The sequence below is a fragment of the Mycobacterium sp. 2YAF39 genome (genome assembly GCF_052114565.1).
Taxonomy (GTDB): Bacteria; Actinomycetota; Actinomycetes; order Mycobacteriales; family Mycobacteriaceae; genus Mycobacterium.
Map to the genome: position 1 here is coordinate 184,826 of NZ_JBFREZ010000003.1, position 26,932 is coordinate 211,757.

24 protein-coding genes and 2 tRNA genes are annotated in these 26,932 nt (G+C 64.6%); 10 read left to right on the top strand and 16 right to left on the bottom strand.

Annotation, left to right across the window (positions count from 1 at the left end):
- Positions 1-3: 3 nt before the first annotated feature.
- Positions 4-1,497 (top strand): CoA-acylating methylmalonate-semialdehyde dehydrogenase, encoded by a 1,494-nt coding sequence (locus AB4Z42_RS10270; protein ID WP_442009059.1) that lies wholly within the window; start codon positions 4-6, stop codon positions 1,495-1,497.
- Between the two features lie 77 nt (positions 1,498-1,574).
- Here the strand turns inward: AB4Z42_RS10270 and AB4Z42_RS10275 are convergent, their stop codons facing one another.
- From AB4Z42_RS10275 to AB4Z42_RS10295, 5 genes are all read right to left on the bottom strand, one after another.
- The gene (locus tag AB4Z42_RS10275; RefSeq protein ID WP_442009060.1) at positions 1,575-2,348 is read right to left on the bottom strand and encodes a sulfite exporter TauE/SafE family protein; all 774 of its coding nucleotides are present in this window, start codon (positions 2,346-2,348) and stop codon (positions 1,575-1,577) included.
- Complete coding sequence (locus AB4Z42_RS10280; RefSeq protein ID WP_442009061.1) at positions 2,345-2,752, bottom strand: DUF302 domain-containing protein; 408 nt, start codon at positions 2,750-2,752, stop codon at positions 2,345-2,347. The genes AB4Z42_RS10275 and AB4Z42_RS10280 overlap by 4 nt, the downstream gene beginning before the upstream one ends.
- A 233-nt stretch (positions 2,753-2,985) precedes the next feature.
- Positions 2,986-3,348 (bottom strand): thioredoxin, encoded by a 363-nt coding sequence (gene trxA, locus AB4Z42_RS10285; protein ID WP_442009062.1) that lies wholly within the window; start codon positions 3,346-3,348, stop codon positions 2,986-2,988.
- Positions 3,349-3,382: 34 nt separating this feature from the next.
- Positions 3,383-4,585, bottom strand: a complete 1,203-nt coding sequence (locus AB4Z42_RS10290; RefSeq protein ID WP_442009063.1) for an FAD-dependent oxidoreductase — start codon at positions 4,583-4,585, stop codon at positions 3,383-3,385.
- A 22-nt stretch (positions 4,586-4,607) separates the two neighbouring features.
- Entirely contained in the window at positions 4,608-5,987 is a 1,380-nt protein-coding gene (locus AB4Z42_RS10295; RefSeq protein WP_442009064.1) for an MBL fold metallo-hydrolase, read from the bottom strand.
- Between the two features lie 207 nt (positions 5,988-6,194).
- Here AB4Z42_RS10295 and AB4Z42_RS10300 point away from each other — a divergent pair, with 207 nt between their 5' ends.
- The 3 genes from AB4Z42_RS10300 (at position 6,195) to AB4Z42_RS10310 (ending at position 8,847) form a co-directional block, all read left to right on the top strand.
- A complete protein-coding gene (locus tag AB4Z42_RS10300; RefSeq protein ID WP_442009065.1) occupies positions 6,195-6,761 on the top strand; it encodes a rhodanese-like domain-containing protein in 567 nt (188 codons plus the stop codon).
- A gap of 175 nt (positions 6,762-6,936) precedes the next feature.
- Positions 6,937-7,206 (top strand): metal-sensitive transcriptional regulator, encoded by a 270-nt coding sequence (locus tag AB4Z42_RS10305; protein ID WP_442009066.1) that lies wholly within the window; start codon positions 6,937-6,939, stop codon positions 7,204-7,206.
- 258 nt (positions 7,207-7,464) lie between these two features.
- Positions 7,465-8,847, top strand: coding sequence for an aspartate aminotransferase family protein (locus AB4Z42_RS10310; protein WP_442009067.1), 1,383 nt, complete (start codon positions 7,465-7,467; stop codon positions 8,845-8,847).
- A gap of 75 nt (positions 8,848-8,922) precedes the next feature.
- Here the strand turns inward: AB4Z42_RS10310 and AB4Z42_RS10315 are convergent, their stop codons facing one another.
- The gene (locus AB4Z42_RS10315; RefSeq protein WP_442009068.1) at positions 8,923-11,097 is read right to left on the bottom strand and encodes a glutamine synthetase III family protein; all 2,175 of its coding nucleotides are present in this window, start codon (positions 11,095-11,097) and stop codon (positions 8,923-8,925) included.
- Between the two features lie 214 nt (positions 11,098-11,311).
- On the opposite strand from AB4Z42_RS10315, the gene AB4Z42_RS10320 reads away from it, so the two are divergent.
- From AB4Z42_RS10320 to AB4Z42_RS10335, 4 genes are all read left to right on the top strand, one after another.
- Positions 11,312-12,736, top strand: coding sequence for an HNH endonuclease signature motif containing protein (locus tag AB4Z42_RS10320; protein ID WP_442009069.1), 1,425 nt, complete (start codon positions 11,312-11,314; stop codon positions 12,734-12,736).
- Positions 12,737-12,804: 68 nt separating this feature from the next.
- Complete coding sequence (locus AB4Z42_RS10325; RefSeq protein WP_442009070.1) at positions 12,805-15,162, top strand: FdhF/YdeP family oxidoreductase; 2,358 nt, start codon at positions 12,805-12,807, stop codon at positions 15,160-15,162.
- Entirely contained in the window at positions 15,162-15,986 is an 825-nt protein-coding gene (gene fdhD / locus AB4Z42_RS10330; RefSeq protein WP_442009071.1) for a formate dehydrogenase accessory sulfurtransferase FdhD, read from the top strand. Before AB4Z42_RS10325 ends, fdhD begins: the two co-directional genes overlap by 1 nt.
- A gap of 152 nt (positions 15,987-16,138) precedes the next feature.
- A complete protein-coding gene (locus tag AB4Z42_RS10335; RefSeq protein WP_442009072.1) occupies positions 16,139-16,801 on the top strand; it encodes a TetR family transcriptional regulator in 663 nt (220 codons plus the stop codon).
- Here the strand turns inward: AB4Z42_RS10335 and AB4Z42_RS10340 are convergent.
- The 3 genes from AB4Z42_RS10340 to AB4Z42_RS10350 form a co-directional block, all read right to left on the bottom strand.
- Positions 16,728-17,603 carry a glucose 1-dehydrogenase gene (locus AB4Z42_RS10340; RefSeq protein ID WP_442009073.1) on the bottom strand — a complete coding sequence of 292 codons (876 nt, stop codon included), beginning with the start codon at positions 17,601-17,603 and terminating at the stop codon, positions 16,728-16,730. The genes AB4Z42_RS10335 and AB4Z42_RS10340 overlap by 74 nt on opposite strands.
- Positions 17,600-18,670, bottom strand: a complete 1,071-nt coding sequence (locus tag AB4Z42_RS10345) for an NAD(P)H-dependent amine dehydrogenase family protein (RefSeq protein ID WP_442009074.1) — start codon at positions 18,668-18,670, stop codon at positions 17,600-17,602. Before AB4Z42_RS10345 ends, AB4Z42_RS10340 begins: the two co-directional genes overlap by 4 nt.
- A 64-nt stretch (positions 18,671-18,734) precedes the next feature.
- Positions 18,735-19,238 (bottom strand): nuclear transport factor 2 family protein, encoded by a 504-nt coding sequence (locus AB4Z42_RS10350; protein WP_442009075.1) that lies wholly within the window; start codon positions 19,236-19,238, stop codon positions 18,735-18,737.
- 123 nt (positions 19,239-19,361) lie between these two features.
- Between AB4Z42_RS10350 and AB4Z42_RS10355 the strand changes: the two genes are divergently transcribed.
- A complete protein-coding gene (locus AB4Z42_RS10355; RefSeq protein WP_442009076.1) occupies positions 19,362-20,666 on the top strand; it encodes a nucleotide disphospho-sugar-binding domain-containing protein in 1,305 nt (434 codons plus the stop codon).
- Positions 20,667-20,870: 204 nt separating this feature from the next.
- Here the strand turns inward: AB4Z42_RS10355 and clpX are convergent, their stop codons facing one another.
- The 6 genes from clpX to AB4Z42_RS10385 all read right to left on the bottom strand — a co-directional run bounded on the left by clpX (position 20,871) and on the right by AB4Z42_RS10385 (position 25,848).
- Positions 20,871-22,151, bottom strand: coding sequence for an ATP-dependent Clp protease ATP-binding subunit ClpX (clpX, locus tag AB4Z42_RS10360; RefSeq protein WP_442009077.1), 1,281 nt, complete (start codon positions 22,149-22,151; stop codon positions 20,871-20,873).
- Positions 22,152-22,458: 307 nt separating this feature from the next.
- Positions 22,459-22,800, bottom strand: a complete 342-nt coding sequence (locus tag AB4Z42_RS10365; protein WP_442009078.1) for a hypothetical protein — start codon at positions 22,798-22,800, stop codon at positions 22,459-22,461.
- A 118-nt stretch (positions 22,801-22,918) separates the two neighbouring features.
- The gene (locus AB4Z42_RS10370) at positions 22,919-23,578 is read right to left on the bottom strand and encodes an ATP-dependent Clp protease proteolytic subunit (RefSeq protein ID WP_442009079.1); all 660 of its coding nucleotides are present in this window, start codon (positions 23,576-23,578) and stop codon (positions 22,919-22,921) included.
- A complete protein-coding gene (locus AB4Z42_RS10375; protein WP_442009556.1) occupies positions 23,575-24,177 on the bottom strand; it encodes an ATP-dependent Clp protease proteolytic subunit in 603 nt (200 codons plus the stop codon). Before AB4Z42_RS10375 ends, AB4Z42_RS10370 begins: the two co-directional genes overlap by 4 nt.
- Positions 24,178-24,284: 107 nt before the next feature.
- The gene (tig, locus tag AB4Z42_RS10380) at positions 24,285-25,706 is read right to left on the bottom strand and encodes a trigger factor (RefSeq protein ID WP_442009080.1); all 1,422 of its coding nucleotides are present in this window, start codon (positions 25,704-25,706) and stop codon (positions 24,285-24,287) included.
- Between the two features lie 68 nt (positions 25,707-25,774).
- Positions 25,775-25,848, bottom strand: a tRNA-Pro gene (locus tag AB4Z42_RS10385).
- Between the two features lie 119 nt (positions 25,849-25,967).
- On the opposite strand from AB4Z42_RS10385, the gene AB4Z42_RS10390 reads away from it, so the two are divergent.
- A tRNA-Gly gene (locus AB4Z42_RS10390) sits at positions 25,968-26,041 on the top strand.
- A gap of 276 nt (positions 26,042-26,317) precedes the next feature.
- On the opposite strand, the gene AB4Z42_RS10395 is transcribed toward AB4Z42_RS10390, so the two are convergent.
- Positions 26,318-26,824 (bottom strand): MarR family winged helix-turn-helix transcriptional regulator, encoded by a 507-nt coding sequence (locus AB4Z42_RS10395; RefSeq protein ID WP_442009081.1) that lies wholly within the window; start codon positions 26,822-26,824, stop codon positions 26,318-26,320.
- Positions 26,825-26,932 lie beyond the last annotated feature (108 nt).

The window sequence follows — 26,932 nt, forward strand, 5'->3', positions numbered from 1 at the left end:
GATATGAGCAAGACAATCAGCCACTGGATCAACAACGGGGCCTTCGCGGGCGCCAGCACCGCCACCGCCCACGTCACCAACCCCGCCACCGGCGCCGTCACCGGCGAGGTCACACTCGCCACCGTCGAGGACGCCCGCACGGTCATCGACGCCGCTGCCGCCGCGTTTCCCGCCTGGCGGGACACGTCGCTGGCCAAGCGCACACAGATCCTGTTCAACTTCCGCGAGCTGCTGAATGCGCGCAAGGGCGAGTTGGCCGAGATCATCACCAGCGAACACGGCAAGGTGGTTTCGGATGCGCTCGGCGAGGTGAGCCGCGGCCAGGAGGTCGTCGAGTTCGCCTGCGGCATTCCGCATCTGCTCAAGGGCGGCTTCACCGAGAATGCCTCGACAAAGGTCGACGTCTACTCGATCCGCCAGCCCCTGGGCGTGGTTGGCGTGATCAGCCCGTTCAACTTCCCCGCGATGGTGCCGATGTGGTTCTTCCCCATCGCGATCGCGACCGGCAACACCGTCGTCCTCAAGCCGTCAGAGAAGGATCCGACTGCATCACTGTGGATCGCCGAACTGTGGAAGGAAGCCGGCCTGCCGCCGGGTGTGTTCAATGTGTTGCAGGGCGATAAGACCGCGGTCGACGAGCTGCTGACCAACCCCAAGGTCAAGTCGGTGTCCTTCGTCGGTTCCACGCCGATCGCGCAGTACGTCTACGCAACTGGCACGGCGCACGATAAACGCGTCCAGGCTCTCGGCGGCGCGAAGAACCACGCCGTGGTCCTTCCGGACGCCGACCTGGACCTCGCCGCCGATGCGATGGTCAACGCCGGCTTCGGTTCCGCGGGCGAGCGCTGCATGGCGATCTCCGCATGTGTGGCCGTCGGCCCGATCGCCGACGACCTGGTCGCCAAGATCGCCGAGCGGACAACGCCGTTGAAGATCGGTGACGGCACGAAGGATTCCGACATGGGACCGCTGGTGACGAAGGCACACCGCGACAAGGTCGCGTCCTATATCGACGCGGGTGAGGCCGACGGCGCAAAGGTCGTCGTGGATGGGCGCAACGTGAAGGCCGACGGCGGGCAGGACGGCTTCTGGCTGGGCCCCACACTGCTTGACAACGTCACGCCAGAGATGAGCGTCTACACCGACGAGATCTTCGGCCCGGTGCTGTCGGTCATCCGCGTCGAAAGCTACGACGACGCAATGGACTTGGTGAATTCCAATCCGTACGGCAACGGGACGGCGATCTTCACCAACGACGGCGGCGCCGCGCGGCGGTTCCAGAACGAAGTGCAGGTCGGGATGGTGGGCATCAACGTGCCCATCCCGGTGCCGATGGCCTACTACAGCTTCGGCGGATGGAAGGCGTCGCTGTTCGGCGACAGCCACGCACACGGCATGGACGGTGTGCAGTTCTTCACCCGGCAGAAGGCCATCACCAGCCGCTGGCTCGACCCGAGCCACGGCGGTATCGAACTGGGCTTCCCGCAGAACCAGTAGGGCTCTGGACCCTTCCCTCGAGTAGCTCCGCGTTCTGATGATGGTTGTCGATCAGGACGACTGTGCTCCTGGTGTTCTTATTGGAAGAAGATGGTGTCGACGAGCACGTAGGCCGCCACTGCGAAGACCAGGTAAGCGAACCAGTGCTGCAGTCGCCGGGTGTCGAGTTTCGTGCCGTAGTGGCCGGCGATCAGTGAACCAAGGACGGCGGTGCCGACGAACGCGCCAGCGATCGACCAGTCGATGCCGACCTGGCTGACGTGCGAGACGACGCCCGCCGCCGAGTTGGTGACGATGATGAGAAGCGATGTGCCGACGGCAATCGACATCTCCACCCCGAGCATCAGCACAAGGGCCGGAATGATCAGGAAACCACCTCCGACCCCGAAGAGACCGGTAAGCAGACCGACGAATATCCCTGCGGGAATAGATCTCGGGGCACAGCGGCGCCAGTTGATGCCGGAGTCGCCGACTTTGCATGCGGTGCCGGTGTCACCGTTGTCCTGCAACATCCGTATGCCCGCCACCACCATCACGACGGCGAAGCCGACCAACAGCGCCGTTTGGGGCAGGTGTCTGCCGATGGCAGCGCCGAGGAAGGTGGCCGGAATGCCGGCCACCGCGAAGATCGCGGCCAGTCGCCATTGCACCTGCCCGACACGGATCTTGGGTATGGCGCCCACTGCCGAGGCAATGCCCACCACGATCAACGACATCGGAATGGCCTCTTCGATGCCAAGTCCCAGCACGTAGACCAGCGCCGGAACCGCAAGGATGGATCCGCCACCGCCCAGCAGGCCGAGCAGGACGCCGATTACGGCGCCGAGCGCAAGGGCGAGGCCGATGTTCATCTCGTCGGTGCGGAAAGTGCGTCGATCGCTGCGTGCAGCTTGACGGCGGCGTCGTCAGCGACCTCGCGTAGACCCGGTTGGTCGGCCATCTGAACCATGACCTGGGGGTCCATCGCGTCGACGATCACCGCGCCGTCCTCGTCCGGCGCCGATCGCACTACCACGTTGCACGGCAACAACAATCCGATCAGTCTGTCCACATTGATCGCACGGTGGGCAAGCGCCGGGTTGCACGCGCCGAGGATCACGTAGTTCTCGATGTCCTCATCGAGTTTCGCCTTCAGAGTGCCCTTGACATCGATCTCCGTCAGCACTCCAAAACCTTGCTCAGCCAGCGCCTTTCGGGTCAGTGTCACGGCATTTTCAAATGATGTGTGCAGAGTGGTCGAGATGGCCAGCGTCATGGTCGTTATCCTTCCTCGAGCTTGGTAAGAGAATCAGTGACCGCGAAGACGCGGAGTTGTCTTCACGCGCGGATCTCGATCGTTGGCACTTCGCCCGCAGGTGCACTGCTCGGCCGGAGGTACCGAGCGCATGACGTCATCGACATGTTCTCCACAGCCGGCCCAGCCGGTCTTCCCGCATCGGGGGCATTTCTCGGGGTAACACATTGGTTCATTCCTTCTTCTGAGTGCGATCAGGACGTCGCCGCAGCGATCTTTGCGTGGACCGCGGCCATGTCCAGGTCCTTGATCCGGGTGATCAGATCCTCGAGCGCCGCCGCCGGCAGCGCGCCGGGCTGGCGGTAGACGAGCACGCCGTCACGGAAGGCCATGACCGTCGGGATCGACTGGATCTCGAGCGCTGCGGCCAATTGCGGCTCCGCTTCGGTGTTGACCTTGGCGTGTACAACGTCGGGATGTGATTGCGCCGAGCGATCGAAGACCGGGGCGAAGGATCGGCACGGTCCGCACCAGGAGGCCCAGAAGTCGATCAACACGATGGGGTTGTCGACGATCGTGGGCTCGAAGTTGTCGGCGGAAAGGTTCTTGATGGTCATTGCGATGCCCTTTCGTTGTGTCGAAATCGAATTGCTAGGCGAGTCCTTTGAGCATGAGGTTCCAGTACATGAACGGGAGTCCGTACTTCTTCAGGTACCAGTACGCCCGGTGCGGCTTCGTCGGGTCGAGCAGTGGGAACGAGGGTTCCAAGTTCAGGTCGTAGTCGAACTCGGCGAGCAACATCGCGTGCGAAGACGTGACGATCGGGCACGACGAGTAGCCGTCGTAAGACGCCCGCAGCGGTTTGTCGTGCAGGACCGAGTCGATGTTGTCGACGACGACCGGGGCCTGCTTGCGGATTGCAGCGCCGGTTTTCGAGTTCGGCGACGAACCGGCGTCACCGAGGCTGAACACATTCGGATAGCGCACGTGCTGCATGGTGTGCTTGTCGATGTCGACGTATCCCGCCGCATCGCCGGTGGACAGCGGGCTCGACTTGATCCAGTCCGGAGCCGATTGCTGCGGCACAGCGTGCAGCACGTCATACGGCAGCATGATGTCAATCGCATCTGCGTCGACACCGGTGATCCCGACCTTGTGCGACGCCGCGTCGACGGAGGTCAATTCGGCGTTGGTGTGCAACGTAATTCCGTAGTCGGCGATGACCGCATCGAGGCTGTCAGCGATCGCGGGAATGCCGAACGGCCGCGTTCCCGGCATAACGAGGTGCACGTCGATGTCCTTGAGCACGCCCTGCTTTCGCCAGTAGTCGGCCGCCAGGTAGGCGATCTTCTGCGGGGCTCCTGCGCACTTGATGGCGCCGGAGGGAACCGTGAACACCGCACTGCCCGATCGCAGGTTGCGGATGAAGTCCCAGGTGCGCGGCGCGAGGTCGAACCGGTAGTTCGACGACACGCCGTCGCTACCCAGAGCAGCCTCCAGACCCTCGGTGCGGTTCCAGTCGAGCTGGATGCCCGGACATACCACGAGCACGTCGTATGCGTAGGCTGCCCCGTCGGCGCAGGTCACCGTGTTGCCGTCGGGGTCAAAGGCGCTGGCGGACTTCTTGATCCAGGTCGCACCCTTCGGCATGACAGAGGACTCGGCACGTTCGGTCGTCGAAGCCTTCGCCTGTCCACCGCCGACCAACGTCCACAGCGGCTGGTAGTAGTGCGTGCTCGACGGCTCGATGACCGCGACGTCGGTAAAACCCTTCCGAATCATTCGGGCGGCGACCGTGATGCCGGCCGTTCCGCCGCCGACGATCAGGATCTGGTGCTTGGCTGTGATGGTCATGGCGTTCGTCTCCTCGGATTGCTCAGGCGTTCTGGTGGGATTCGTCCCAGGCGCCGAAGCCACCCAGGATGTCGCTCACGTCGGCGAAACCGCGCTGCCGCAACAGGCTTGCCGCCACCGAGGACCGGTAGCCGCCTGCGCAGTAGACGACGGTCGGCTTGGTGGCGTCGAGCTCCCCCAGTCGTGTTGGCAACTGGCCCACCGGAATCGGGATCGCGTTCGGGATTGTCCCGGCCTCGACCTCGCCCGGGTTGCGGACATCGACGATCTGCAGGTTGGTGAGCTCAGACGCCCTTTCATCGAATGCTTTGGCCGTCAACCGCGAGGCGACCCGGACGTCGTCCTGATGGGCGAGCATCGCCTGGTAGGGCTCGGCCAGGTAACCGATAACCCGGTCGAAACCGATACGGGCGAGTCGGTTCTTGCCCTCGAGTTCCTGGCCGGGTTCGGTGAACAGCACGACATCGACGTCGGTCGGCAGCACCGAGCCTGCGAATTCGGCGTAACGGCCTTCGAGCCCGATGTTGATCGCGTCGCGCAGGTGGCCTTGGGCGAACTCTTCTGGAGTGCGTCCGTCGACCAGGACGGCGCCGCCGTCGATCGCCTTGCGGACCTGTTGGTAGGTCATCGCCGTCGGCATCTTGGTCTCGTCGAGCAATTCGCGGTCCTTGCGGTTGAGGATCGCGTCGTAGACGAAGTAGCCGGGCGCAGGCGGTTGCCCTTCGGTGACGAGGTCCATGAACGTCGCCTTGTCGGGCGCCCGCAACGCGTAGTTGGTGGCCTTCTGGTCACCGATCGTTGACCACAGGTCGGTCGACAGGTTCTTTCCGCATGCCGAACCGGCGCCGTGTGCCGGGTACACGCGAGTCGCGTCGGGCAGCGTCATCAGCTTGTCGTGCAGCGAGTCGTACAGCTTGTCGGCCAGTTCCTCGCGGGTGAAGCCGATCGACGCCAGCAGGTCGGGGCGGCCCACGTCGCCGATGAACAGCGCGTCACCGGTCAGGACGCCGTAGGGGACCTTGTCGCCGGAATGCTCGTAGACAACGACACTCAGTGACTCCGGCGTGTGCCCGGGGGTATGGCGGAACTCCAGCGTGACGTCTCCGAGCGAATACCGTTCGCCGTCGGCGACCCCCATCGACTCGAACTCGGTCTCGGCGACGGACGAGTAGACGATCTTGGCGCCAGTGGCCTTCGCCAGTTCGAGGTGGCCGGAGAGGAAGTCGGCGTGGAAGTGGGTTTCGATGACCAGCTCGATGGTCATGCCGTGCTCCTTGGCGTCGGCCAGGTACTCGGCCACGTCGCGTTGTGGGTCGACAACGACTGCGCGGCCGGTGGTTTCGTCACCGATCAGATACGAAGCGTGGGAGAGGCAGTCCAAGTAGTACTGGTGAAGCATCATCGCTCTCTTCTTTCTCTAGATGCCTAGGTCATGCCATCCTGGCATATACCCCCACGGGTATGTCAAGTACCCTAGGGGGTATGATATTTCTTACTTGACAATACCCATAGGGGTATATCTAGTCTGTCAGTAGGAACATACCCCCGGCGGTATCAAGGCCCCAGAGGCTTTCGTCACCGTCGGCTCGCTGAAAGGACCTTGATCGCCATGACTTCTGCCACCACCATCGATTCGCAGGATCTCAGCGACCGCCTGGGCGCGCCGGTCCCGCCGCGTGTTCTCGATGTCCGCACTCCTGGCGAATTCGAGACCGCCCACATCGCCGGTGCTTACAACGTCCCGCTGGACCTGCTGCGCGAACACCGCGACGAGATCATCAAACACCTGGACGACGAGGTCGTGCTGGTGTGTCGGTCCGGGCAGCGCGCCGCGCAGGCCGATGAGGCACTTCGCGCAGCCGGCCTCGGCAACGTGCACATCCTCGAAGGTGGGATCGCCGCTTGGGAGGCGAAGGGATTCGCCGTCAAACGCGGCGCCCAGCGCTGGGACCTTGAGCGTCAAGTGCGCTTGATTGCCGGCTCGCTCGTGCTGACGAGCATTGTGGGCAGCGCCGCAGCGCCAAATCTCAAATGGCTCGCCGCCGGAGTCGGCGGCGGGCTCACCTTCGCGGCCCTCTCCAACACCTGCGCCATGGGCATGCTGTTGTCGAAGCTGCCCTACAACCGCGGCGCCAACTGCGACGCCCAGTCGGTCGTGGCGCAACTCGTCAGGTGACCCGGCACCCGCGGCGATGTACCTCGTGCGCAATCGAACTGGGTTCTCCCCACTGCGTCGACTCGCTGGCTCCCACAGGATGTCCGCGGCGACCGGCTGACGGACCGGCCCACGGCCGGATACCCCGGAGGGTACTATGGCGGACAACCGATTCGGACGGAAGAAGGGCAGTTCAATGGTTGGTGACCAGGACAGCGTCGCCGCGGTGCTCAACCGGTTGCGGCGTGCTCAAGGGCAACTGGCCGGGGTTATCTCGATGATCGAGCAGGGGCGGGACTGCAAAGACGTCGTCACCCAGCTTGCCGCGGTGTCCCGTGCCCTGGACCGAGCCGGATTCAAGATCGTGGCCACCGGTCTTCGCGAATGCATAACCGGACAGGGCAACGAGGGCGCGAGGCCGATGACCGAGGCCGAACTCGAGAAGCTGTTCCTCGCGCTGGCCTGACTGACACCGTCAGGCGACCCAACTCCCCCGTGACCGCGCGCGTCTACGCACGTCACGCCGCTTCAGATCAGCAGTTCGGGCACAGTCGCGGGACCACTAGGCCTCGCGACGGCAGTGGCGGCGGACCGGCGTCACCAGCGGGGTGCGATAGATAGTCGACCCTCGAAAGGTCCGCCGAGTGTGGACTGCGGCCAGAGGTCATCTGCCACGACCCGCGTACGCTTCCCGCATCATCGGCATGCACAGATAGGCGCAGCAATGGGCTCCACCGCTCCGGAACAATTACCCAACGGGCAGGACCTCGCGGAGGCGATTGCCGAGGGCGTGCGGGCGCACGAACTCGACCGCGCCCACGTCTTCCACTCGTGGTCGGCGCAGGCATCGCTGAAACCGATGACCGTGCTCGCCGCCGAGGGCTCCTATGTCTGGGACGGTGACGGCAACAAGCTGCTGGACTTCTCATCGCAGATGGTCAACACAAACATCGGCCATCAGCACCCGAAAGTCGTTGCGGCCATTGCCGAACAAGCCGCCAAGCTGTGCACCGTCGCGCCCGCACACGTCAACTCGGCCCGCTCGGAGGCCGCACGGCTGGTAGCCGAGCGGACGCCGGGTGACCTCAACCGGGTGTTCTTCACCAACGGCGGCGCCGACGCCGTCGAACACGCCGTCCGGATGGCCCGGTTGCACACGGGCCGATACAAGGTGCTGGCGCGCTACCGCTCCTACCACGGCGGCACCGATACCGCGGTGAACTTGACGGGCGACCCACGCCGCTGGCCCAACGACTACGGCACCAGCGGCGTCGTGCACTTCAACGGCCCCTTCCTGTACCGATCCTCGTTCCATGCGGAGAACGAGGAGCAGGAGACACAGCGTGCCCTCGAACACCTCGAGCGGCTGATCCAGATGGAGAACCCGCTGTCGTTCGCGGCGCTGATCCTCGAGTCGGTGCCGGGCACCGCGGGCATCATGGTGCCGCCGCCCGGCTACATGAAGGGCGTCCGCGAGATCTGCGACCGCTACGGCATCGTCTTCATCGCGGACGAGGTGATGGCGGGCTTCGGACGTACCGGAAAGTGGTTCGCCATCCAGCATTTCGACGTCGTGCCAGATCTGATCACGTTCGCCAAGGGAGTCACCTCGGGCTACGTGCCGCTGGGCGGGGTCGCGATCAACGAGTCCATCGCCAAGACATTCGCCGACCGGCCATACCCGGGCGGGCTGACGTACTCGGGCCATCCGCTGGCGACGGGCTGCGCGGTCGCCACCATCAACGCCATGGAGGACGAGGGCATGGTCGGCAATGCCGCACGCATCGGCAGCGACGTACTGGGTCCCGGCCTGCGCGAACTGGCGGCTAAGCATCCGTCGGTCGGCGAAGTGCGCGGCCTCGGTGTGTTCTGGGCGGTCGAGCTGGTCACCAACCAGCAGACCCGCGAACCATTGGCGCCGTACGGTGGGTCCAGCCCCGCGATGGCAGAAACGCTTGCGGCGTGCAAGGCCAATGGCCTGCTCCCCTTCGCGAACTTCAACCGCATCCACGCTGTGCCGCCGTGCAACGTCAGCGACTCCGAGGTGACCGACGGGCTGCGCATGCTCGACGCGGCACTGACCGTCGCCGACGGCTACACCACCTGACGGAATCGCCGAGTGTGGGGGCTGCGGTTACCAGTGCCCGAGCGGCTCGGACAGGCCCCCACACTCGGCGAAGCATCACAGGATGTAGAGCATCTCCTGATAGGTCGGCAGCGGCCAGAGGTCATCGGCGACAACGCCTTCCAGCGTGTCAGCGGCGGCACGAACCGCGTCCATCTTCGGTAACAGGCTCTGCGCGTGAGCGGCTTCCTCGGCGGCTGAGTCTCCGCCGTGTTCGGCCAGTCCCGACTTCAACGCTGCCAGTGCCGCCGTCAGCTCCGAGATCGGCGTGCTCACGGTTTCCAGCAGGGTCATGTCCGGTTCCATACCCGCCGTCTTGAGCGCAGCGACGTTCTGCGCCAGCTCGGTCTGGTAACGCACGGCCGCAGGCAGGATCACCGTCGACCCGAGTTCCAGCGCGAGCTTCGCCTCCACCCCGATGGTCAGCGCGTACATCTCGAGGCGCACTTCGTAACGGCTGTGCAGTTCTCGCTCGCTGAACACGGAGTACTTCTCGAACAGCTCGATTGATTCGGGTTTGATCAGTTCCGGCAGCGCGTCCAGCGTCGTCTTCAGGTTCGGCAGACCCCGTTCCGCGGCCTCGATCTGCCAGTTCTCCGAATATCCGTCACCGTTGAACACCACCGCGCCATGCTCGGTGATGATGTCGGTCAGCAGTGTCTGAACAGCTTCGTCGAAGTCCTCACCGTCCTCGACGGCCTTCTCCAAAACGGTCGCCATGTAGTCGAGCGAATCGGCCATGATCGTGTTCAGCATCATCATCGGCACCGCCACCGTCTGACCCGAACCGGGGGCGCGGAACTCGAACCGGTTTCCGGTGAAGGCGAACGGGCTGGTGCGGTTGCGGTCACCCGGGTCGGTCGGCAGTACCGGCAGGGTGTCGCAGCCGATGATCATGGTGCCCTTGCCCTTTGACGACGTCGCCGCCCCCTTGGCGATCTGTTCGAACACATCGGCCAGCTGATCACCGAGGAAGATCGAGATGATCGCGGGCGGTGCCTCATTGGCACCGAGGCGGTGATCGTTGGTGGCCGACGCCACCGAAACCCGGAGCAGGCCAGCGTATTTGTGGACCGCACGGATCACCGCGGCGCAGAACACCAGGAACTGCGCGTTCTCGTGCGGAGTGTCACCGGGCACCAGAAGCGAGCCGAGGTCACTGTTGCCCAGCGAGAAGTTGACGTGTTTACCCGACCCGTTGACGCCGGCGAACGGCTTCTCGTGGAACAGGCACTCCATGCCGTGCTTCTTGGCGATCGTCTTGAAGACGGTCATCAGCAGCTGCTGATGGTCGGAGGCGATGTTCCCGCGCTCGAACATCGGCGCGATCTCGAACTGCCCCGGTGCGACCTCGTTGTGGCGCGTCTTGGCGGGGATGCCGAGCTTGAACAGCTCGCGCTCGGTGTCCATCATGAAGCCCAGCACCCGCTCGGGCACCGCTCCGAAGTAGTGGTCGTCGAACTCCTGGCCCTTCGGCGGCTTCGCGCCGAACAGAGTCCGACCCGCGTTCACCAGGTCGGGGCGCGCCAAGAAGAAGTGACGGTCGACCAGGAAGTACTCCTGCTCGGGACCACAGAACGCGACGATCTTCGCGATGTTGTCGTGGCCAAACAGCTTCAGGATCCGCTCGGCATGAGTACCCATCGCCTGCTGGCTGCGCAGCAGCGGAGTCTTGTAGTCCAGCGCCTCACCCGTCATCGACACGAACACCGTGGGGATACACAAGGTGTTGCCGTTCGGGTTCTCGAGGATGTAGGCCGGGCTCGTGACGTCCCAACCCGTGTAACCCCGGGCTTCGAAGGTGCTGCGCAGGCCGCCCGACGGGAAGCTGGATGCATCCGGCTCGCCCTGGATCAGCGTCTTGCCCGCGAACTCGGCGAGCGTCTGGCCGTCGCCGACCGGCTCGAGGAAGCTGTCGTGCTTCTCCGCAGTCAGACCCGTCATCGGGTAGAAGACGTGCGCGTAGTGGGTCGCGCCCTTCGACAGCGCCCAATCCTTCATCGCCGAAGCCACCGAGTCGGCAACCGCCGGATCCAGCTTGGCGCCCTTCTCAATGGTCGCGACGACGGATTTGAACACCGCTTTGGGCAACCGCAGCTGCATCTCGGCCCTCGTGAAGACGTTCGCGCCGAAGACTTCGCCCGGCGCTTCGGTGGGGTCGAAGCTGATGGCTGGAGGCACGTACGCCTCGACGTTGTTGATCGCCTGCAGGCGTACCGCATTTCCGCTCAAGACTTTTCCTATCGCTGAGATCGCCCGCACTCTTTGCGGACGATGACCGGCCAACACTAGGAAGTTCGCGTTCCGGCATTGTTACGCCGCCGTCAACGACAGAATTTGTTTGCTAACGGCCGTGATCGAGGACCGCCCGCTCGAATTCACTCAAATCCGTTGTGTCACTGTAGTTTCAGCTGTCACAATCCCGGCCGGGGTTGTCGGTGGTCGAATGTATGTTCGAATCATGTTGGCGGCTCCGGTGCAGGTGGCGATGGCCGCACTACGCACCGCCCACGAGTCGCTGGCCGCCTGCGAACTCGACATGCTCACCCACCGCGAACTGCTCACCATGCTCGACGACCTCGAGACCCTGATCTGTCAGCTGCCCACCCAATGGCACCGCGCCCTGGCCCGCCTGCAAGCCGAAACCACACCTAAAGAACTCGGCGCCAAATCCTGGAAAGACGTCCTACGCATCCGCTGGCGCATCAGCGCCACCGACGCCGGGAAACGACTCGCTCTGGCCGAACTCCTCGGACCGCGGCGCGCGTTGACCGGCCAACCCCTGGCACCGGTACTGGCCGCCACCGCCGCCGCAGCAGCCGCCGCAGCGATCAACGCCGAACACGTCGACAAAATCCGCGACACCATGGACCGCCTGCCCGGTTTCGTCGACACCCCCACCCGCGAGCAGATCGAAACCGACCTCGTGCGCCTCGCTGCCGGCGTCGGCCCCACCGAGCTGAAGAAAGCCGCCGACAAAGTGCTGTTCCTGCTCGACCAGGACGGCCCCGAACCTGACGACACCGAACACGCCCGCAACAGGAGTTTGCATTTTGGCCCGCAGGGCCGCGACGGCATGGTGCCGGTCAAGGGTCACCTCACGCCCGAAGCGTGGGCGATCTATGAAGCCATCTTCGCCAAATGGGCCGCCCCCGGCATGTGCAACCCCGACGACGAGAACCCCTGCGTCTCGGGGACTCCGTCGCAGGCCCAGATCGACGGCGACCAGCGCAGTCTCGCGCAGCGCCAGCACGACGCACTGATCGCCCTCGGCCGCAACGCCCTGCAATCTGGCGAACTGGGCCAGCACAACGGGTTACCGACGTCGGTCATCATCCGCACCACCCTGCAAGACCTCCAATCACGCGCCGGGGTCGGCACGACCGGCGGCGGCAGCCTCATGCCCATCAAAGACGTCATCCGGATGGCCGGGCATGCCAACCACTGGCTCGCGGTGTTCGACAAATCCACCGGACAAGCCCTGGACCTGTTCCGCGCCAAACGGGTCGCCACCCCGGCCCAGCGGATCATGCTCATTGCCCGCGACGGCGGCTGCACGAAACCCGGCTGCACCGTCCCGGCCTACGGCAGCCAGGTCCATCACGCCGCCAAAGACTGGGCCGACGACGGACAAACCAACGTCGACGAACTGGGGCTGGCGTGCGGTCCGGACAACCGCATGGTCGGACCGGGAGGCTGGACCACCGCCATCAACGCCGACAACGACGTCGAATGGATCCCCCCACCCGACCTCGACTGGGGGCACCTCCCGCTTGCGGGGGACGGCCAAACCCGCATCAACTACTACCACCGCCCCGAACTCCTCCTCCGCCCACCAGACGACGATGCCAACAGCGAACGCGGACCATAGAGAACCTGCATAGCGCCTAGGTTTCCCGGGTAGCCGGTGCTGAGGAAACCACGAACTAGGCTGGGTATATGCGGCTAGGCAGACGACGCGACGTCACCCGCGACTTCGACGCGCACTACGACGAGCACGCGGTCGTCACCACCGGACAGGAGCACGAGGCGGCCGGGGTCAAGGCAGTGATGGTGTCGCTGCAACGCGGGCTGAAATCCATGGGAGCGTGGCGGACCGGTGCATCGCTGGTACGGCTCAATCAGCGTCACGGATTCGACTGCCCCGGCTGCGCGTGGCCCGAGGAACACGGTGGCCGCAAGTTCGCCGAGTTCTGCGAGAACGGCGCGAAAGCTGTCGCCGAAGAGGCGACCAAACGCGTCGTCACGCCCGACTTCTTCGCCAGGCACTCGATCGCCGACCTCGACGGCCGACCCGAGTACTGGCTCTCTCAGCAGGGCCGGCTCACCCACCCGATGGTGCTGCGCCCCGGCGACGACCACTACCGTGCGATCGACTGGGCCGACGCCTATCGCCTCATCGCCGACGAGCTGCGCGCCCTCGACAGACCTGACGAGGCCGTCTTCTACACCTCCGGACGCACCAGCAACGAGGCCGCGTTCCTCTACCAGCTGATGGTGCGCAGCTTCGGCACCAACAACCTTCCCGACTGCAGCAACATGTGTCATGAATCGTCGGGCGCAGCGCTGGTCGAGGCCATCGGGATCGGCAAGGGATCGGTCACCGTCGAGGACGTCGCCAATGCCGACCTGATCGTGATCGCCGGCCAGAATCCGGGCACCAACCATCCCCGCATGCTCTCGGTGCTGGAGAAGGCCAAGGAGAATGGCGCCAAGATCATCGCGGTGAACCCGCTGCCCGAAGCGGGACTGATCAGATTCAAGGATCCGCAGAAGGTGCACGGTGTGGTCGGGCACGGCGTCCCGATCGCCGACGAGTTCGTCCAGATCCGCCTCGGCGGCGACATGGCGCTCTTCGCCGGGCTCGCGCGTCTGCTGTTGGAGGCTGACGATCGCGCACCGGGTTCGGTTGTCGATCGCGACTTCATCGAGAGGTATTGCGCGAACTTCGCCGAATACGAAGCTCAGGCGCGCGCCGTCGACCTCGACGTCGTGCTGGAAGCGACGGGGATCGGGCGCGAGCAGCTCGAGCGGGTCGCGCAGATGCTCATCGACTCCGAGCGCACGATCGCGTGCTGGGCCATGGGATTGACTCAGCACAAGCACGCCGTGCCGATGATCTCCGAGATCGCCAACGTCCTGCTCATGCGCGGCATGATCGGCAAGCCGGGCGCCGGATTGTGCCCTGTGCGCGGACATTCCAACGTCCAGGGCGACCGCACCATGGGCATCTGGGAGAAGATGCCCGAGACGTTCCTCGCCGCCCTCGACGATCGCTTCGGCATCACCAGCCCCCGCAAGCACGGCGTCGACACGGTCGACGCGATCCGCGCGATGCGCGACGGAAAAGCCAAGACGTTCATCGGCATGGGCGGCAACTTCGCGACCGCGACACCGGACACCGCGGTGACCGAAGCAGCGCTGCGCAACTGTTCGCTCACGGTGCAGGTCTCGACCAAACTGAACCGCAGCCACATTGTGCACGGGCGCACCGCGCTCATTCTGCCGTCGCTCGGCCGCACCGACCGCGATATCCAGAACGGCGTCAAACAGCAGGTATCCGTTGAGGATTCGATGTCGATGGTGCACCTGTCACGGGGCAGCCTGCATCCACCGAGCGATGAGGTGCGCAGCGAGGTCGCGATCGTCAGTCAACTCGCGCGCGAACTGCTCGGACCAACACACCCGGTTCCGTGGGAAACGTTCATCAAGGACTACGACGAAATTCGCGACGCGATCGCGGCGGTGGTGCCGGGCTGCGACGACTACAACGCCAAGGTGCGTGCACCTGACGGCTTCCAGTTGCCGCACGGCCCACGGGATTCGCGCATATTCCCCACCAGCACGGGTAAAGCCAACTTCGCCGTGAATCCGCTGCAGTGGGTGCCCATCCCCGAAGGCAGGCTGATCCTTCAGACGCTGCGTAGTCACGACCAGTACAACACCACCATCTACGGCCTCGACGACCGCTACCGCGGCGTGAAGGGCGGGCGCCGAGTCGTGTTCGTGAACAAGGCGGACATCGAGAAGTTCGGATTGCAGGAGGGCGACCGCGTCGACCTCGTATCGGAATTCCCCGGCGGTGACGGCGAACTGCAGGAGCGGCGTGCCAAGGACTTCAAGGTGGTGGCCTACGAGACGCCCGTCGGCAACGCCGCGGCCTACTACCCGGAGACCAATCCGCTGGTTCCGCTGGATCATGTTGCCGACAAGTCGAATACCCCGGTATCGAAGGCCGTGGTGATCCGGTTGGAGCGCTCCGCGGGTGTGCAGGCCGAAGATCGCGTGGTCACCTGATGGGGCGGGTAACCGCGAGGCGCCGAGTACAACACGTCACCGCCGACGATGCCGTTGCGCGACCGGAAACGCTGGTGGTCGAGGAACCGCTGGAGATCCGCGTCGACGGGAAACCGCTGACGGTCACCATGCGCACGCCGGGGTCGGATGTCGAACTCGCACAGGGCTTCCTGCTCACCGAGGGGATCATCGCCAACCGCGACGATGTGCTCACCGTGCGTTACTGCAAGGGCGCGGGACCCGATCAAGTCAACACGTACAACGTCCTCGACGTCACCCTCGCTCAAGGTGTCCCGCCGCCTGGTGTTGATGTCACGCGCAACTTCTACATGACGTCGTCGTGCGGGGTGTGCGGTAAAGCCTCCCTGGAAGCGGTGCGGACGATCAGCAAGCACTGCCCCGGCGACGACCCCTCGACGGTCGCCGCCGAAACGCTGTCGGCACTGCCGGACCGGCTGCGCGCCGAGCAGAAGGTATTCGCCAGTACCGGAGGGCTTCACGGCGCCGCGCTTTTCGACGCCGACGGCACCACGCTGGTCGTGCGCGAGGACATCGGCCGCCACAACGCGGTTGACAAGGTCATCGGCTGGGCCCTGGAGCACGACCGGATACCCCTGACCGCCACGGTGCTCCTGGTCAGCGGGCGCGCGTCGTTCGAGCTCACGCAGAAGGCCGTGATGGCAGGCATCCCGGTGCTCGCCGCGGTGTCCGCGCCGTCGTCGCTGGCCGTCGACCTCGCCAGCCAATCCGGGCTCACCCTCGTGGCGTTCCTACGCGGCGAGTCGATGAACATCTACACCAGACCCGACCGCGTGACGCACTAAGAGCCGTCACGAGGCTTTTCGCGAGCTGCGAAAGGCGTTGCCCGAAAGGACAACCAGCGACGGCGGATAGTGACACTGAACTTGACAGTTACTGTCATCTTCTTGAAGACTGTTACTCCCGGGCGTGAAGCTCGACAACTATGTAGGTGAACATGCCCACCACGCCGCAGCAGCCCGACCAGCCCGACGACAGCGCATCAATTCCGCTGCGTGAACGGCAACGCAATGCGCTACGCGCCGACATTCAGCACGCCGCGCTGCGACTCTTCGCCGCAAACGGTTTCGACAACGTCAACACGGAAGCGATCGCAGAAGAGGTAGGCATTTCACCGAGCACCTTCTTTCGGCACGTGCCGAGCAAGGAATACCTCTTGCTCGGAGCGACCCAGCGCGGACGTGCACAGATCGTCGCAAACTTCCGCGCCCGCCCCGCGGACGAGGATGTCGCGGACTCCATCGCGGCGGCCATCCTCGCTCGCACCTCACAGTTCTTGAACGACGACGAGACACTCGAACTGTGGCGTCGGGCGATGGCGTCGGCGCCGGCGGAGTTGCGGCGAGCCTCCCTGCTGAGTCGCGAGGATTGCGACGAGCTCATCGATGCAGTTGCATCGCGCCTCAACGACACCGGTGCCGCGTCCGACATACGCGCCGGTGTATTGGTGCGGGCTACCGTCGCTGCGGTCGAGTACGCCTATGAATGGTGGCTCACCTATGACCAGAGCGAGTCACTGCACGCGCTCACCGAGCGCGCGCTCCAGCTGGTGACCCGCGGACTAGATACTCCGGTGCGGCCTGCCCGGCGTCGGCGATAGGTCCACTCGCGCGCAGCGGCGGCACTGGTACGTCGATGGCCGGCCGTTCGCAACCGCCGTCGACGTGAAGCAACTTGCCGGTCACCCATGCCGAGGCCGGTGAGGCCAGATAGAGTGCGGCGCAAGCGATGTCCTTCGGGGTGCCGGGCCGACCCATCGGGGTGTTGGCCTCGAATTGCGCCCGAAGATCGTCGTTGGTGAGCACGACGTCGAGACCCTTGGTAGCAATGCCGCCGACGATGATCCCGTTCACGCGCACCACCGGTGCGAGCTCAGCGGCAAGGTTGCGTGTCATCTGGTTGAGCGCGGCCTTCCCGGCCCCATACGCCACAAACGAGCTCATCACCATGTCGGAGCATCGCGAAGAGATGTTGACGATCGATCCACCGCCCGCGGTGTCCACCATGGCCTGCGCGGCAAGCTGACTCATCAAGAACGGCGCGGTGACGTTGAACTTCATCGCCATGTCGAAGTACTGCTCCGACGTCGTCATCGCCGACCTTGGACCTGTCCCGCCGGCATTGTTTACGAGCACGTCCAACCGGCCATAGCGCTCGATCGCGGAATCGATCAGCCTGTGACGGTCATCGTCGACGAGCACGTCAGTGACGACGGCGAGCGCATTGCCTCCTGCTTCCTCGATGCGGACGACGACCTCATCGAGATCGGCCTCGGTGCGCGCGCCCACCACGACGGTGGCTCCGGCCTCCGCAAGGCCCATGGCGATCCCGCGGCCGATCCCCTGGCCGGCCCCGGTGACAACTGCGACGCGCCCCTCGAGCCGGAACTCGTCGAGGATCACCGGTTGCGGCCCAGCCCGAACTGGGGTGCCGCGCGGCCGGCCAACAAAGGCAGGTCGAGATAGGTTTTGATACCGGGTCCGGCGTCGACGACGTACGGGATGGCACTGACACAGTGGTTGGCGGTGACCACGATGCCGGGGTTGCGCACCAGCCCCTCCTCGATGGTGTCGGGCTGCAGGCCCTTGAACGTGAGCAAGACGTCAGGGTCGCCGGTGATCTCGACCTCGAACCGTTCCCCCTGAGGTCCGAAACTCCACGCGGGGTCGAAATGCTCTTCTCCCATGAACCAGTTGACTGTTGCTGTGACGACCGGTGTCCCGTCCACGACGGCGCGCCAGTGGAACTTGCGGGCGGCGACCTGACCCGGCTCGATGACGCCGACCGGAGTATCGATCGGCGCGGTCGCCACGGCAACCTCCTGCACCGTGTCGAATTCAGGATCGACGTCGAAACCCATCTCCGCCACGATCATTCGTACCGATGCTTTGAATCCCGCGCCCAGTAGGTCGACGATCGGACCTGCCATGGCTTCTTCGGGCGATACCCCGAATCCCATGATGTAGCGCACCACGTCGGGAGCGTTGTAGGTGCGGATGTCACTGAACTCCTCCGACCGCACGTGCGTCACGCCCGCACTCAGTGCCGAGACCATCAGCGGGAACCGCTCGGTGATGCCGCCGGGGTGAATACCGGTGCCGTGCAGCGTGCTTCCGCCTTCGGCGCACGCATCGAGGATGGCCTTGCAGTTATCGAGCTCGGGGTAGACCCATCCGACGGGAGTGACAACGTTTTTGCCAGAGCTAAGCAGGGCGACGACCTCGTCCTCATTCGGCAGGAGAGGACTGTAGACGACGCAGTCGGCGTCGAGAGCGAGGATATCCTCCATACTGGTCGTCGCCTTGACACCGATCGGGTCACGACCGATGAGCTCGCCGACATCCTTCCCATGCTTGCTCTCCGAGTGCACCCAAGCGCCGGCCAACTCGAGATCGGGGTGCGCTAGCACCCCCTCGATCGCCGCTCGCCCCACGCCGCCGGTCGCCCACTGCACCACTCGAATCGCCATGAGCCCCATTCAAGCCGCGAGTGAGAGTCACTGTCAAGATAGAAGTAGCTATCATCCAAACTGGTCACGGTGAGTCGAGACGCGGCGGGGTGATGTTTCGGTCGGGGCGTGGTTCGGGGACGGCCATGCCGGCACTTGGCACCCAGCCGGACTCGACCAGCAGCTCGCCCACTTCAGCGATGTTCATCAGATCGAGTTCGTAATCGAACAACCCGTCGCCGACATAGTGCAGCACCGAGAACGCCGGCGCCTGATACGGCGTACCGTCTGCGCGCTCGTCGGCCAAGCGATTCCACCAGAACGTGACGAGGCGGTCGCCGTCGACGATGGTCCATTCCTCTGGGAAACTCCATCCCTCGAAGCCGACCATCGACCGGTCCAAGAACGCGGTGATCTCGTCACGACCCTGCACCCGGCCAAAGGCCGGGTCGATGAAAACGGCATCCTCGGTGAACCATTCGCCGATGGTGGACCAAGGCGCCTCGCCCGCGACACACAGCTCACGCTGTGCGACATAACGCCGGTATGACTCCAGCGCCTCGCGCTCGCGCTCGTTCAGCTCTGCCATCGTTTCCCCTAACTTTGCCGTCGCCCGACCGTACCGCGCACTACACCGCATCTACCTGCGATCTCCACCGGATCTCCACGTAACCTCCAAGCTTGCGATCGACCGTTCGCAGAGCATCGATGCATGCCAGAAATTCTCATCGCCTCAATGTCCCCCGCCGGCCACATCGGTCCATTGCTCAATGTCGCGCAGGGTCTCGTCGACCGCGGAGACCGCGTCACCGTCCTGACCTCCGCCGCACATGGCGGCAAGATCCGCGCGATCGGCGCCATCCCCGCCGCAGTACCCGCCGAGGCCGACTTCGATATGACCCGCCTCGACATCGACCTGCCCGGCCGGGCCGAGACGTCGGGCATCAAGAGAGTCAACTTCGACATCACGCGAATCTTCGTCGGCCCGATGCCGCTGCAGACTCGTGCGCTCTCGGAGTTGATGGCGCAGACGCGGTTCGACGCGATCCTCATCGACGCCGCCTTTTTCGGCATCCTGCCGTTCCTGCTCGGCGATCCCGCGGCCCGCCCGCCGGTGCTGACCTACACCACGACGCCGCTGATGATCAGCAGTCGCGACACCGCCCCCTTCGGCCTGGGCATGGCCCCGTCGTCGACCATGCTGGGGCGGCTGCGCAATAAGGCTTTGACGCTGCTGTCGCACAAGGTGTTGTTACGGGATTCGCACAACGCGGCCAATCTCCTGCTCGATCGACTGAACAGTCGTGAGCTGCCCACGTTCATCCTCGACTCCAGCGTGCTGGCGGACCGCTTCATCGCCCCGACGGTGCCTGAATTCGACTACCCCCGAAGTGATCTGCCGTCGAATGTCCGCTTCGTCGGCGCCGTGCACCCAAGTCCATCGCGCGGATTCCGTCGTCCACCGTGGTGGTCGGAACTCGACGGCGACCGCCCGGTCGTTCATGTCACGCAGGGCACCATCGACAACGCCGACCTCGGCCGGCTGCTCGAACCCACCATCGACGCGCTCGGCGGTGAGAACGTCATCGTCGTCGCCACCACCGGCGGTCGGCCCGTATCCCAGCTGAAGACTCCGCTGCCGATGAATGCCTATGTCGCCGAACACATCCCGCATGACATCCTGCTACCCAAGGTCGATGTCATGGTCACCAACGGTGGGTTCGGCGCGGTGCAGCGGGCTTTGTCAATGGGTGTTCCGCTGGTGGTGGCGGGCAACACCGAGGACAAGCCCGAAGTCGCCGCCCGCGTGGCGTGGGCCGGTGCGGGCGTAAACCTCAAAACCGGTACGCCGAGTGCGGGTGCCGTCCGCGCCGCGGTGCGCAAGGTGCTCAGCGACGGACGTTATCTGCGCTCCGCACGCGAACTCGAGGTGGCCTTCGCCCGGCGCAACGGTGTGGCCGAGATCGCCGCCCTCGTCGACGAGGTCATCGCCGAACGCCAGACGGTGAACCGATGAGCTCGTGTGCCGACCCGTTCGGCCGACCGCCGATGCCCGCACCACAGGTCGAACGCATCGGATGGCGTAGTCGGCTACGCGTGCCCCTGTCTAACATCCGGACCACGGTGGAGCCATGGTTGAACAGCTGCAGTACGTCGCGATAGTCGGCTATCTGGCGTGGTGCTTGATCAGGTCGCTATCAGCACGCGCCCGGGAAAAGAACTAGGCGCTCTTTTCCCGACGCTCATTGCGCGGGGGCTTGCGCGGAACGATCGTCGGAAGCACGTTGTCTTCGACGGTCTCCCTGGTGACGACCACCTTGGCGACGTCGTCGCGGCTGGGGATGTCGTACATCACCGGCAGCAGGACCTCTTCCATGATGGCGCGCAGCCCGCGGGCGCCGGTGCCACGGTGGATCGCCTGATCAGCGATCGCCTCCAGCGCGGCTTCCTCGAACTCGAGCTCGACGCCGTCCATCTCGAACAGCCGCATGTACTGCTTGACCAAAGCGTTCTTCGGCTCGGACAGGATGGTGACGAGCGATTCCTTGTCGAGGTTCGTCACCGAGGCGACTACGGGCAACCGGCCGATGAACTCCGGGATCAACCCGAACTTGATCAGGTCCTCCGGCATGACCTCGGCGAAGTGGTCCTGGGTGTCGATCTCGGCCTTCGAGTGCACCTCGGCGCCGAAGCCCAGGCCGCGCTTGCCGACGCGGTCCGAGACGATCTTCTCCAGCCCAGCAAACGCACCGGCCACGATGAACAAGACGTTGGTGGTGTCGATCTGGATGAACTCCTGATGCGGATGCTTGCGGCCGCCCTGCGGGGGCACCGACGCCTGCGTGCCCTCCAGGATCTTCAGCAGCGCCTGCTGCACACCCTCACCGGAGACGTCGCGAGTGATCGACGGGTTCTCGCTCTTACGGGCGATCTTGTCGACCTCGTCGATGTAGATGATGCCGGTCTCGGCGCGCTTGACGTCATAGTCGGCGGCCTGGATCAGCTTGAGCAAAATGTTCTCGACGTCCTCGCCGACGTAGCCTGCCTCTGTCAGCGCGGTGGCATCGGCGATTGCGAACGGGACGTTCAGCATCTTCGCCAGCGTCTGCGCGAGGTAGGTCTTACCGCAGCCGGTGGGACCCAGCATCAGGATGTTGGACTTGGACAACTCGACCGGCTCGGCGCGCGAATCGCGCATCTTCTCGCCGGCCTGGATGCGCTTGTAATGGTTGTAGACGGCCACGGCCAGCGTGCGCTTGGCGGTGTCCTGGCCGATGACGTATCCCTCAAGAAACTCGCGGATCTCAGCCGGCTTTGGCAGCTCGTCGAGTTTTACGTCGTCGGCATCGGCGAGTTCCTCTTCGATGATCTCGTTGCACAGGTCGATGCATTCATCGCAGATATATACGCCCGGGCCCGCGATGAGCTTTTTGACCTGCTTTTGACTCTTTCCGCAGAATGAGCACTTCAGCAGGTCACCACCATCTCCAATGCGCGCCATATGGTGAGGTCCTACTTTCCTGTTCGCAAAAAGTTTTGGTCGGTTCGCTCGAGATCCCACTGGGTGTTGAACCCGACGCTACCCGCTTGTTCCTGCGTGAGGCGACCGATAAAGCCGAATCGCGTAGTTGGTATTCGTTTGTGTGCGCAGAACATATCGCCTTACAACCCCCATAGCCCCCCGGAACGCGCTGCCGCGTCCTGGCGTGTCGCCCCCGTTACCGCTTCGGGAGCCACCCGCAACCAAAGTACCCGCCGTTGGGCAAACACACGTAACCGAACGTTCGCACTGCGGCGGCCGGACGGTGCTATCGACGACCCGGTCCGACCGGCCCCGGGCCCACAGGACCCGGACCCACGGGGCCTGGCCCGACGGGACCCACCCCCACCGGACCGACGACTCCGCCGACGCCGACAGGGCCAACGGGTCCGACCACCGGGTTCGGGGGGTTCACATAGACCGTCGCGTCGACCGGCACGCACACGAGCGTGTAGACGTCCCAGTACATCCCGTAGGGGCACGGTGGCGGCGGAGGCGGTGGTGGTTGGGCACTGCCGACAGCGGACGTTCCGAGCTGCGCCAACACCCCGGAACCAGCCAACGCCAGCGCCGCCGCGCCCATCCGTATGCCGAGCCGTATACCTCTCATGATGGCCGCCCTCTTCTATTGCCGTGCCCGTCAATGTCGACAGCTTGCCACGCACAACGGGCCTGTTGACACCGTTCGGCGGATTGCCGGACCCGGGGGACGGCGGCAACGGGTGAGGTCAGGCGGTCTGAGCGGACAGCTTGCGGTACTCAAGGACCGTGTCGATCACGCCGTATTCCTTGGCCTCCTCGGCCGTCAGGATCTTGTCGCGGTCGGTGTCCTTGCGGATCTGCGCGGCGTCCTTGCCGGTGTGATGGGCCAGCGTGGTCTCCATCAGCGTGCGCATCCGCTCGATCTCCTTGGCCTGGATCTCCAGGTCGGAGAATTGGCCCTGGATGACGCCGGACAGCGCGGGCTGGTGGATCAGGATCCGGGCGTTGGGCAGCGCGAGCCGCTTACCGGGGCTTCCCGCGGCAAGCAGCACCGCGGCGGCCGACGCAGCCTGGCCGAGGCAGACGGTCTGGATGTCGGCCCGCACGTACTGCATGGTGTCGTAGATCGCCATCAGCGAGGTGAACGAGCCACCCGGCGAGTTGATGTACATGGTGATGTCGCGGTCGGGATCGAGCGACTCGAGCACCAGAAGCTGGGCCATGATGTCGTTCGCCGACGCGTCGTCGACCTGCACGCCGAGGAAGATGATGCGCTCCTCGAAGAGCTTGTTGTACGGGTTGGATTCCTTGACGCCGAAGCTCGAATGCTCGATGAACGACGGCAGGATGTAACGAGCCTGCGGCTGGAGACGGGGGTCAGCCTGAGGATGCAAGTGGTTCGTCATTTGTCTAGTCCTGCGCTCGGGCCAGAGCCATTGAGATTGGCACTGGTGATGATGTGGTCGACGAAGCCGTATTCGAGGGCCTCCGGCGCGGTGAACCAGCGATCGCGGTCGGAGTCGGCCTCGATGCGCTCGAGGGTCTGCCCGGTGAACTCGGCGTTCAACCGGAACATCTCCTTCTTGATGACCGCAAACTGCTCGGCCTGGATCGCGATGTCCGCGGCGCCACCGGTGATACCGCCAAGCGGCTGGTGCATCAGGATCCGGGCGTGCGGAAGCGCGTAGCGCTTGCCCTTGGTGCCTGCGGCGAGCAGGAACTCACCCATCGATGCCGCCATACCCATCGCGTAGGTGGCGACGTCGCACGGTGCGAGCACCATGGTGTCGTAGATCGCCATGCCTGCGCTGATCGATCCGCCCGGCGAGTTGATGTAGAGATGAATGTCCTTGGTGGGGTCCTCGGCGGACAGCAGCAGAATCTGCGCGCACAGCCTGTTGGCGATGTCGTCGTCCACCTGTGATCCCAGGAAGATGATGCGCTCGGAGAGCAACCGCTCATAGACAGAGTCGACGAGGTTGAGTCCGGGCGATCCACCACGCATGTCAGTCACGACTGGATACCTGCTTTCTTTCATGTCCTAACACTCACCGACACTAACCAACCTGCGCCAGCGCGCACTCCCGGGACGGGCCGCGTTCGCTCACAGCGTCACTTGGTGTCGGCGGTTTCCTCATCTTCGGAGGCATCTTCTGAGGCTTCATCCGCTTGGGCGGAGGCTTCCTCCGCTTCGGGTGTCGCGGCCTCTGCGCCCTCCCGTGCGAAGAACTCCGAGGTGTTCACCACCTCGCCCTTCGAGTCGGTGACGGTCGCATCCTCCACGACCTGTGCCACGGCCAGGCCGCGGCGTACGTCGGCGAACAGCGCAGCCAGCTGGTTGTTCTCCTGCAATGCGGCCAGCAGCTGCTGCGGCTCCATGCCGTACTGCTGCGACATCATGATCAGGCGCTGGGTGATGTCGTTCTGACCGACCTGGATGTCGAGCTTGTCGGCGATCGCGTCCACCAGCAGCTGGGTCCTGACTCCCTTTTCCGCGTTGGCGCGGTTGTCGGTGTCGAACTCCTCGCGACTGCTGCCTTGAGCTGCCAGCGCCTCGGCGAACCGCTCCTCGTCGTGGTCCAGGCCGTGGATCGCGTTGTGCAGCGCCTCGTCCACCTGACCCTGCACGATGTTCTCCGGCAGCGGCACGTCGACCTGCTCGAGCAGCGTCTCGAGCACCTTGTCGCGGATCAGCTCGGCCTGCTGGATGCGTTTGGTCTGGCTCACCTGCTCAGTGAGGCTGTTCTTGAGCTCGTCGATTGTGTCGAATTCGCTTGCCAGTTGCGCGAATTCGTCATCCGCCTCGGGCAGCTCGCGCTCTTTCACCGATTGCACGGTGACGGTGACCTGAGCGTCCTCGTCGGCGTGCTCGCCCGCGACCAGCTTGGTGGTGAAGACGCGGGTCTCCCCCTCCTTAAGGCCGATGATCGCCTCGTCGAGGCCCTCGATCAGCTGTCCGGAGCCGACCTCATGCGACAGCCCCTGGGTCGCGGCCTCGGGCAGATCCTCACCGTTGACGGTGGCGGACAGATCGATCGAGACGAAGTCGCCATCCTGGGCGGCGCGGTCGACACCGGTCAGCGTGCCGAAGCGCGCGCGCAGGTTCTGCAGCTCGGTGTCCACCTCGTCGTCGTCCACCTCGATGGCGTCGACGGTCACCTTCAGCGCGTTCAGGTCCGGAAGCTCGATCTCGGGGCGGATGTCGACCTCGGCGGTGAACTCGAGGTCCTCGCCGTACTCCTTCTTGGTGACCTCGATCTCGGGCTGCCCGATCGGACGCAGGTCCGAGGTCGTGACCGCCTCGCTGTAGCGGCCGGGCACGGCGTCGCTGACGACCTGATCCATCATGGCCTCGCGGCCGAAGCGGGCCTCCAGCAGCTTGCGCGGCGCCTTGCCGGGACGGAAGCCGGGCAGCCGTACCTGGCCGGCCAACGCTTTGAAGGCCTTGTCGAACTCGGGCTCGAGCTCGGTGAAGGGCACCTCCACGTTGATGCGAACCCTGGTCGGGCTCAACTTCTCGACGGTGCTCTTCACGCTCGTGCTCCTCATAGCTCTTCGGTGGTTCTGGGTCTTGGGTGGTTCTGGTCTCGGTGCGGGTGCAGTCGGGGTGACAGGATTTGAACCTGCGGCCTTCCGCTCCCAAAGCGGATGCGCTACCAAGCTGCGCTACACCCCGCGCCGTTGTGGCCGTCTCAAAAACGCAGAACGACCACGCGAGATACTACGGCCTGGACGCGCGCTGCCTTTAATTGGATGATTCCGTGGGCGCCGGTACAGTCTGCTGGTGCAACACACGCGGGCGTAGCTCAATGGTAGAGCCCTAGTCTTCCAAACTAGCTACGCGGGTTCGATTCCCGTCGCCCGCTCCACGGCTGGTCGCGGCCCGTACGGTCCCGTATCGGAACGCGAGCACGTTCTCGGACGAACGCGTCGATACCGGTCATCGCGGCTGGAGGCCTCCGCTTGGACGTCGCCAACCTGAAGACCCGCAAGTTCTGCGCGCGGACCCCGACCACGCGGTGAGGTGGACCATGACCGACTCACTGCCGTCCGGCGTCGCCGCGTGCAAGCCTCACCGCTGGCTCTTCGACGTCACACGTTCAATCGATCGTCGCCGCGGCAACCTTTAGCGGCGGTGTGGCCCGCTACCCGCTTGGGGCCTCCGCTGGACAGTCTCCGCAGGCCTTGCGGTCGCACAGTCTGCATAGTCGCCGGATCGCGTCGACGTCGGTCACGATTGAGCCCAGGGCAGGGTCTATGAGCCCAGCGACGGTATGCACATCCTCCTCCGCCATGGGCACCAGTAGAGCGGCTACCGCTTCGTCGCGCGCCGCAGCCAGGAGGCGTTCGGCTGCCTTGCCCGATGGTGTCGGGACTAGACGCACTGTGCGCCCAATTCCGGGCTGGCGCTTAATCCAGCCCCGTTCGACGAGGCGATCGACCAATCGGACCGCACCGGGATGGGTGAGGTCCAGCACGCGACGCAGTTCGTCGATGCTCAGCCCTGGTTCGGCAACGACGGCAACCAGACCCGCGGGACCGTTACCGGTCATCTCGGTGGACTTCTCAACCGCGGCGCGCACCCCGTCGGAAACCGCGATCGCCCACGCTGCGAGCACATTGCGATCCCGTCTATGCTCCTCGATATGCATGACTCATATTGCCTTTCGGGGCCGTACTGGACGGGGATGATCGGTTCGCCTTCTAGAGCTAGCATCGAGCTTAGAGAGCTGATCATCGCGTTCGAGTCTTGCGCGTCC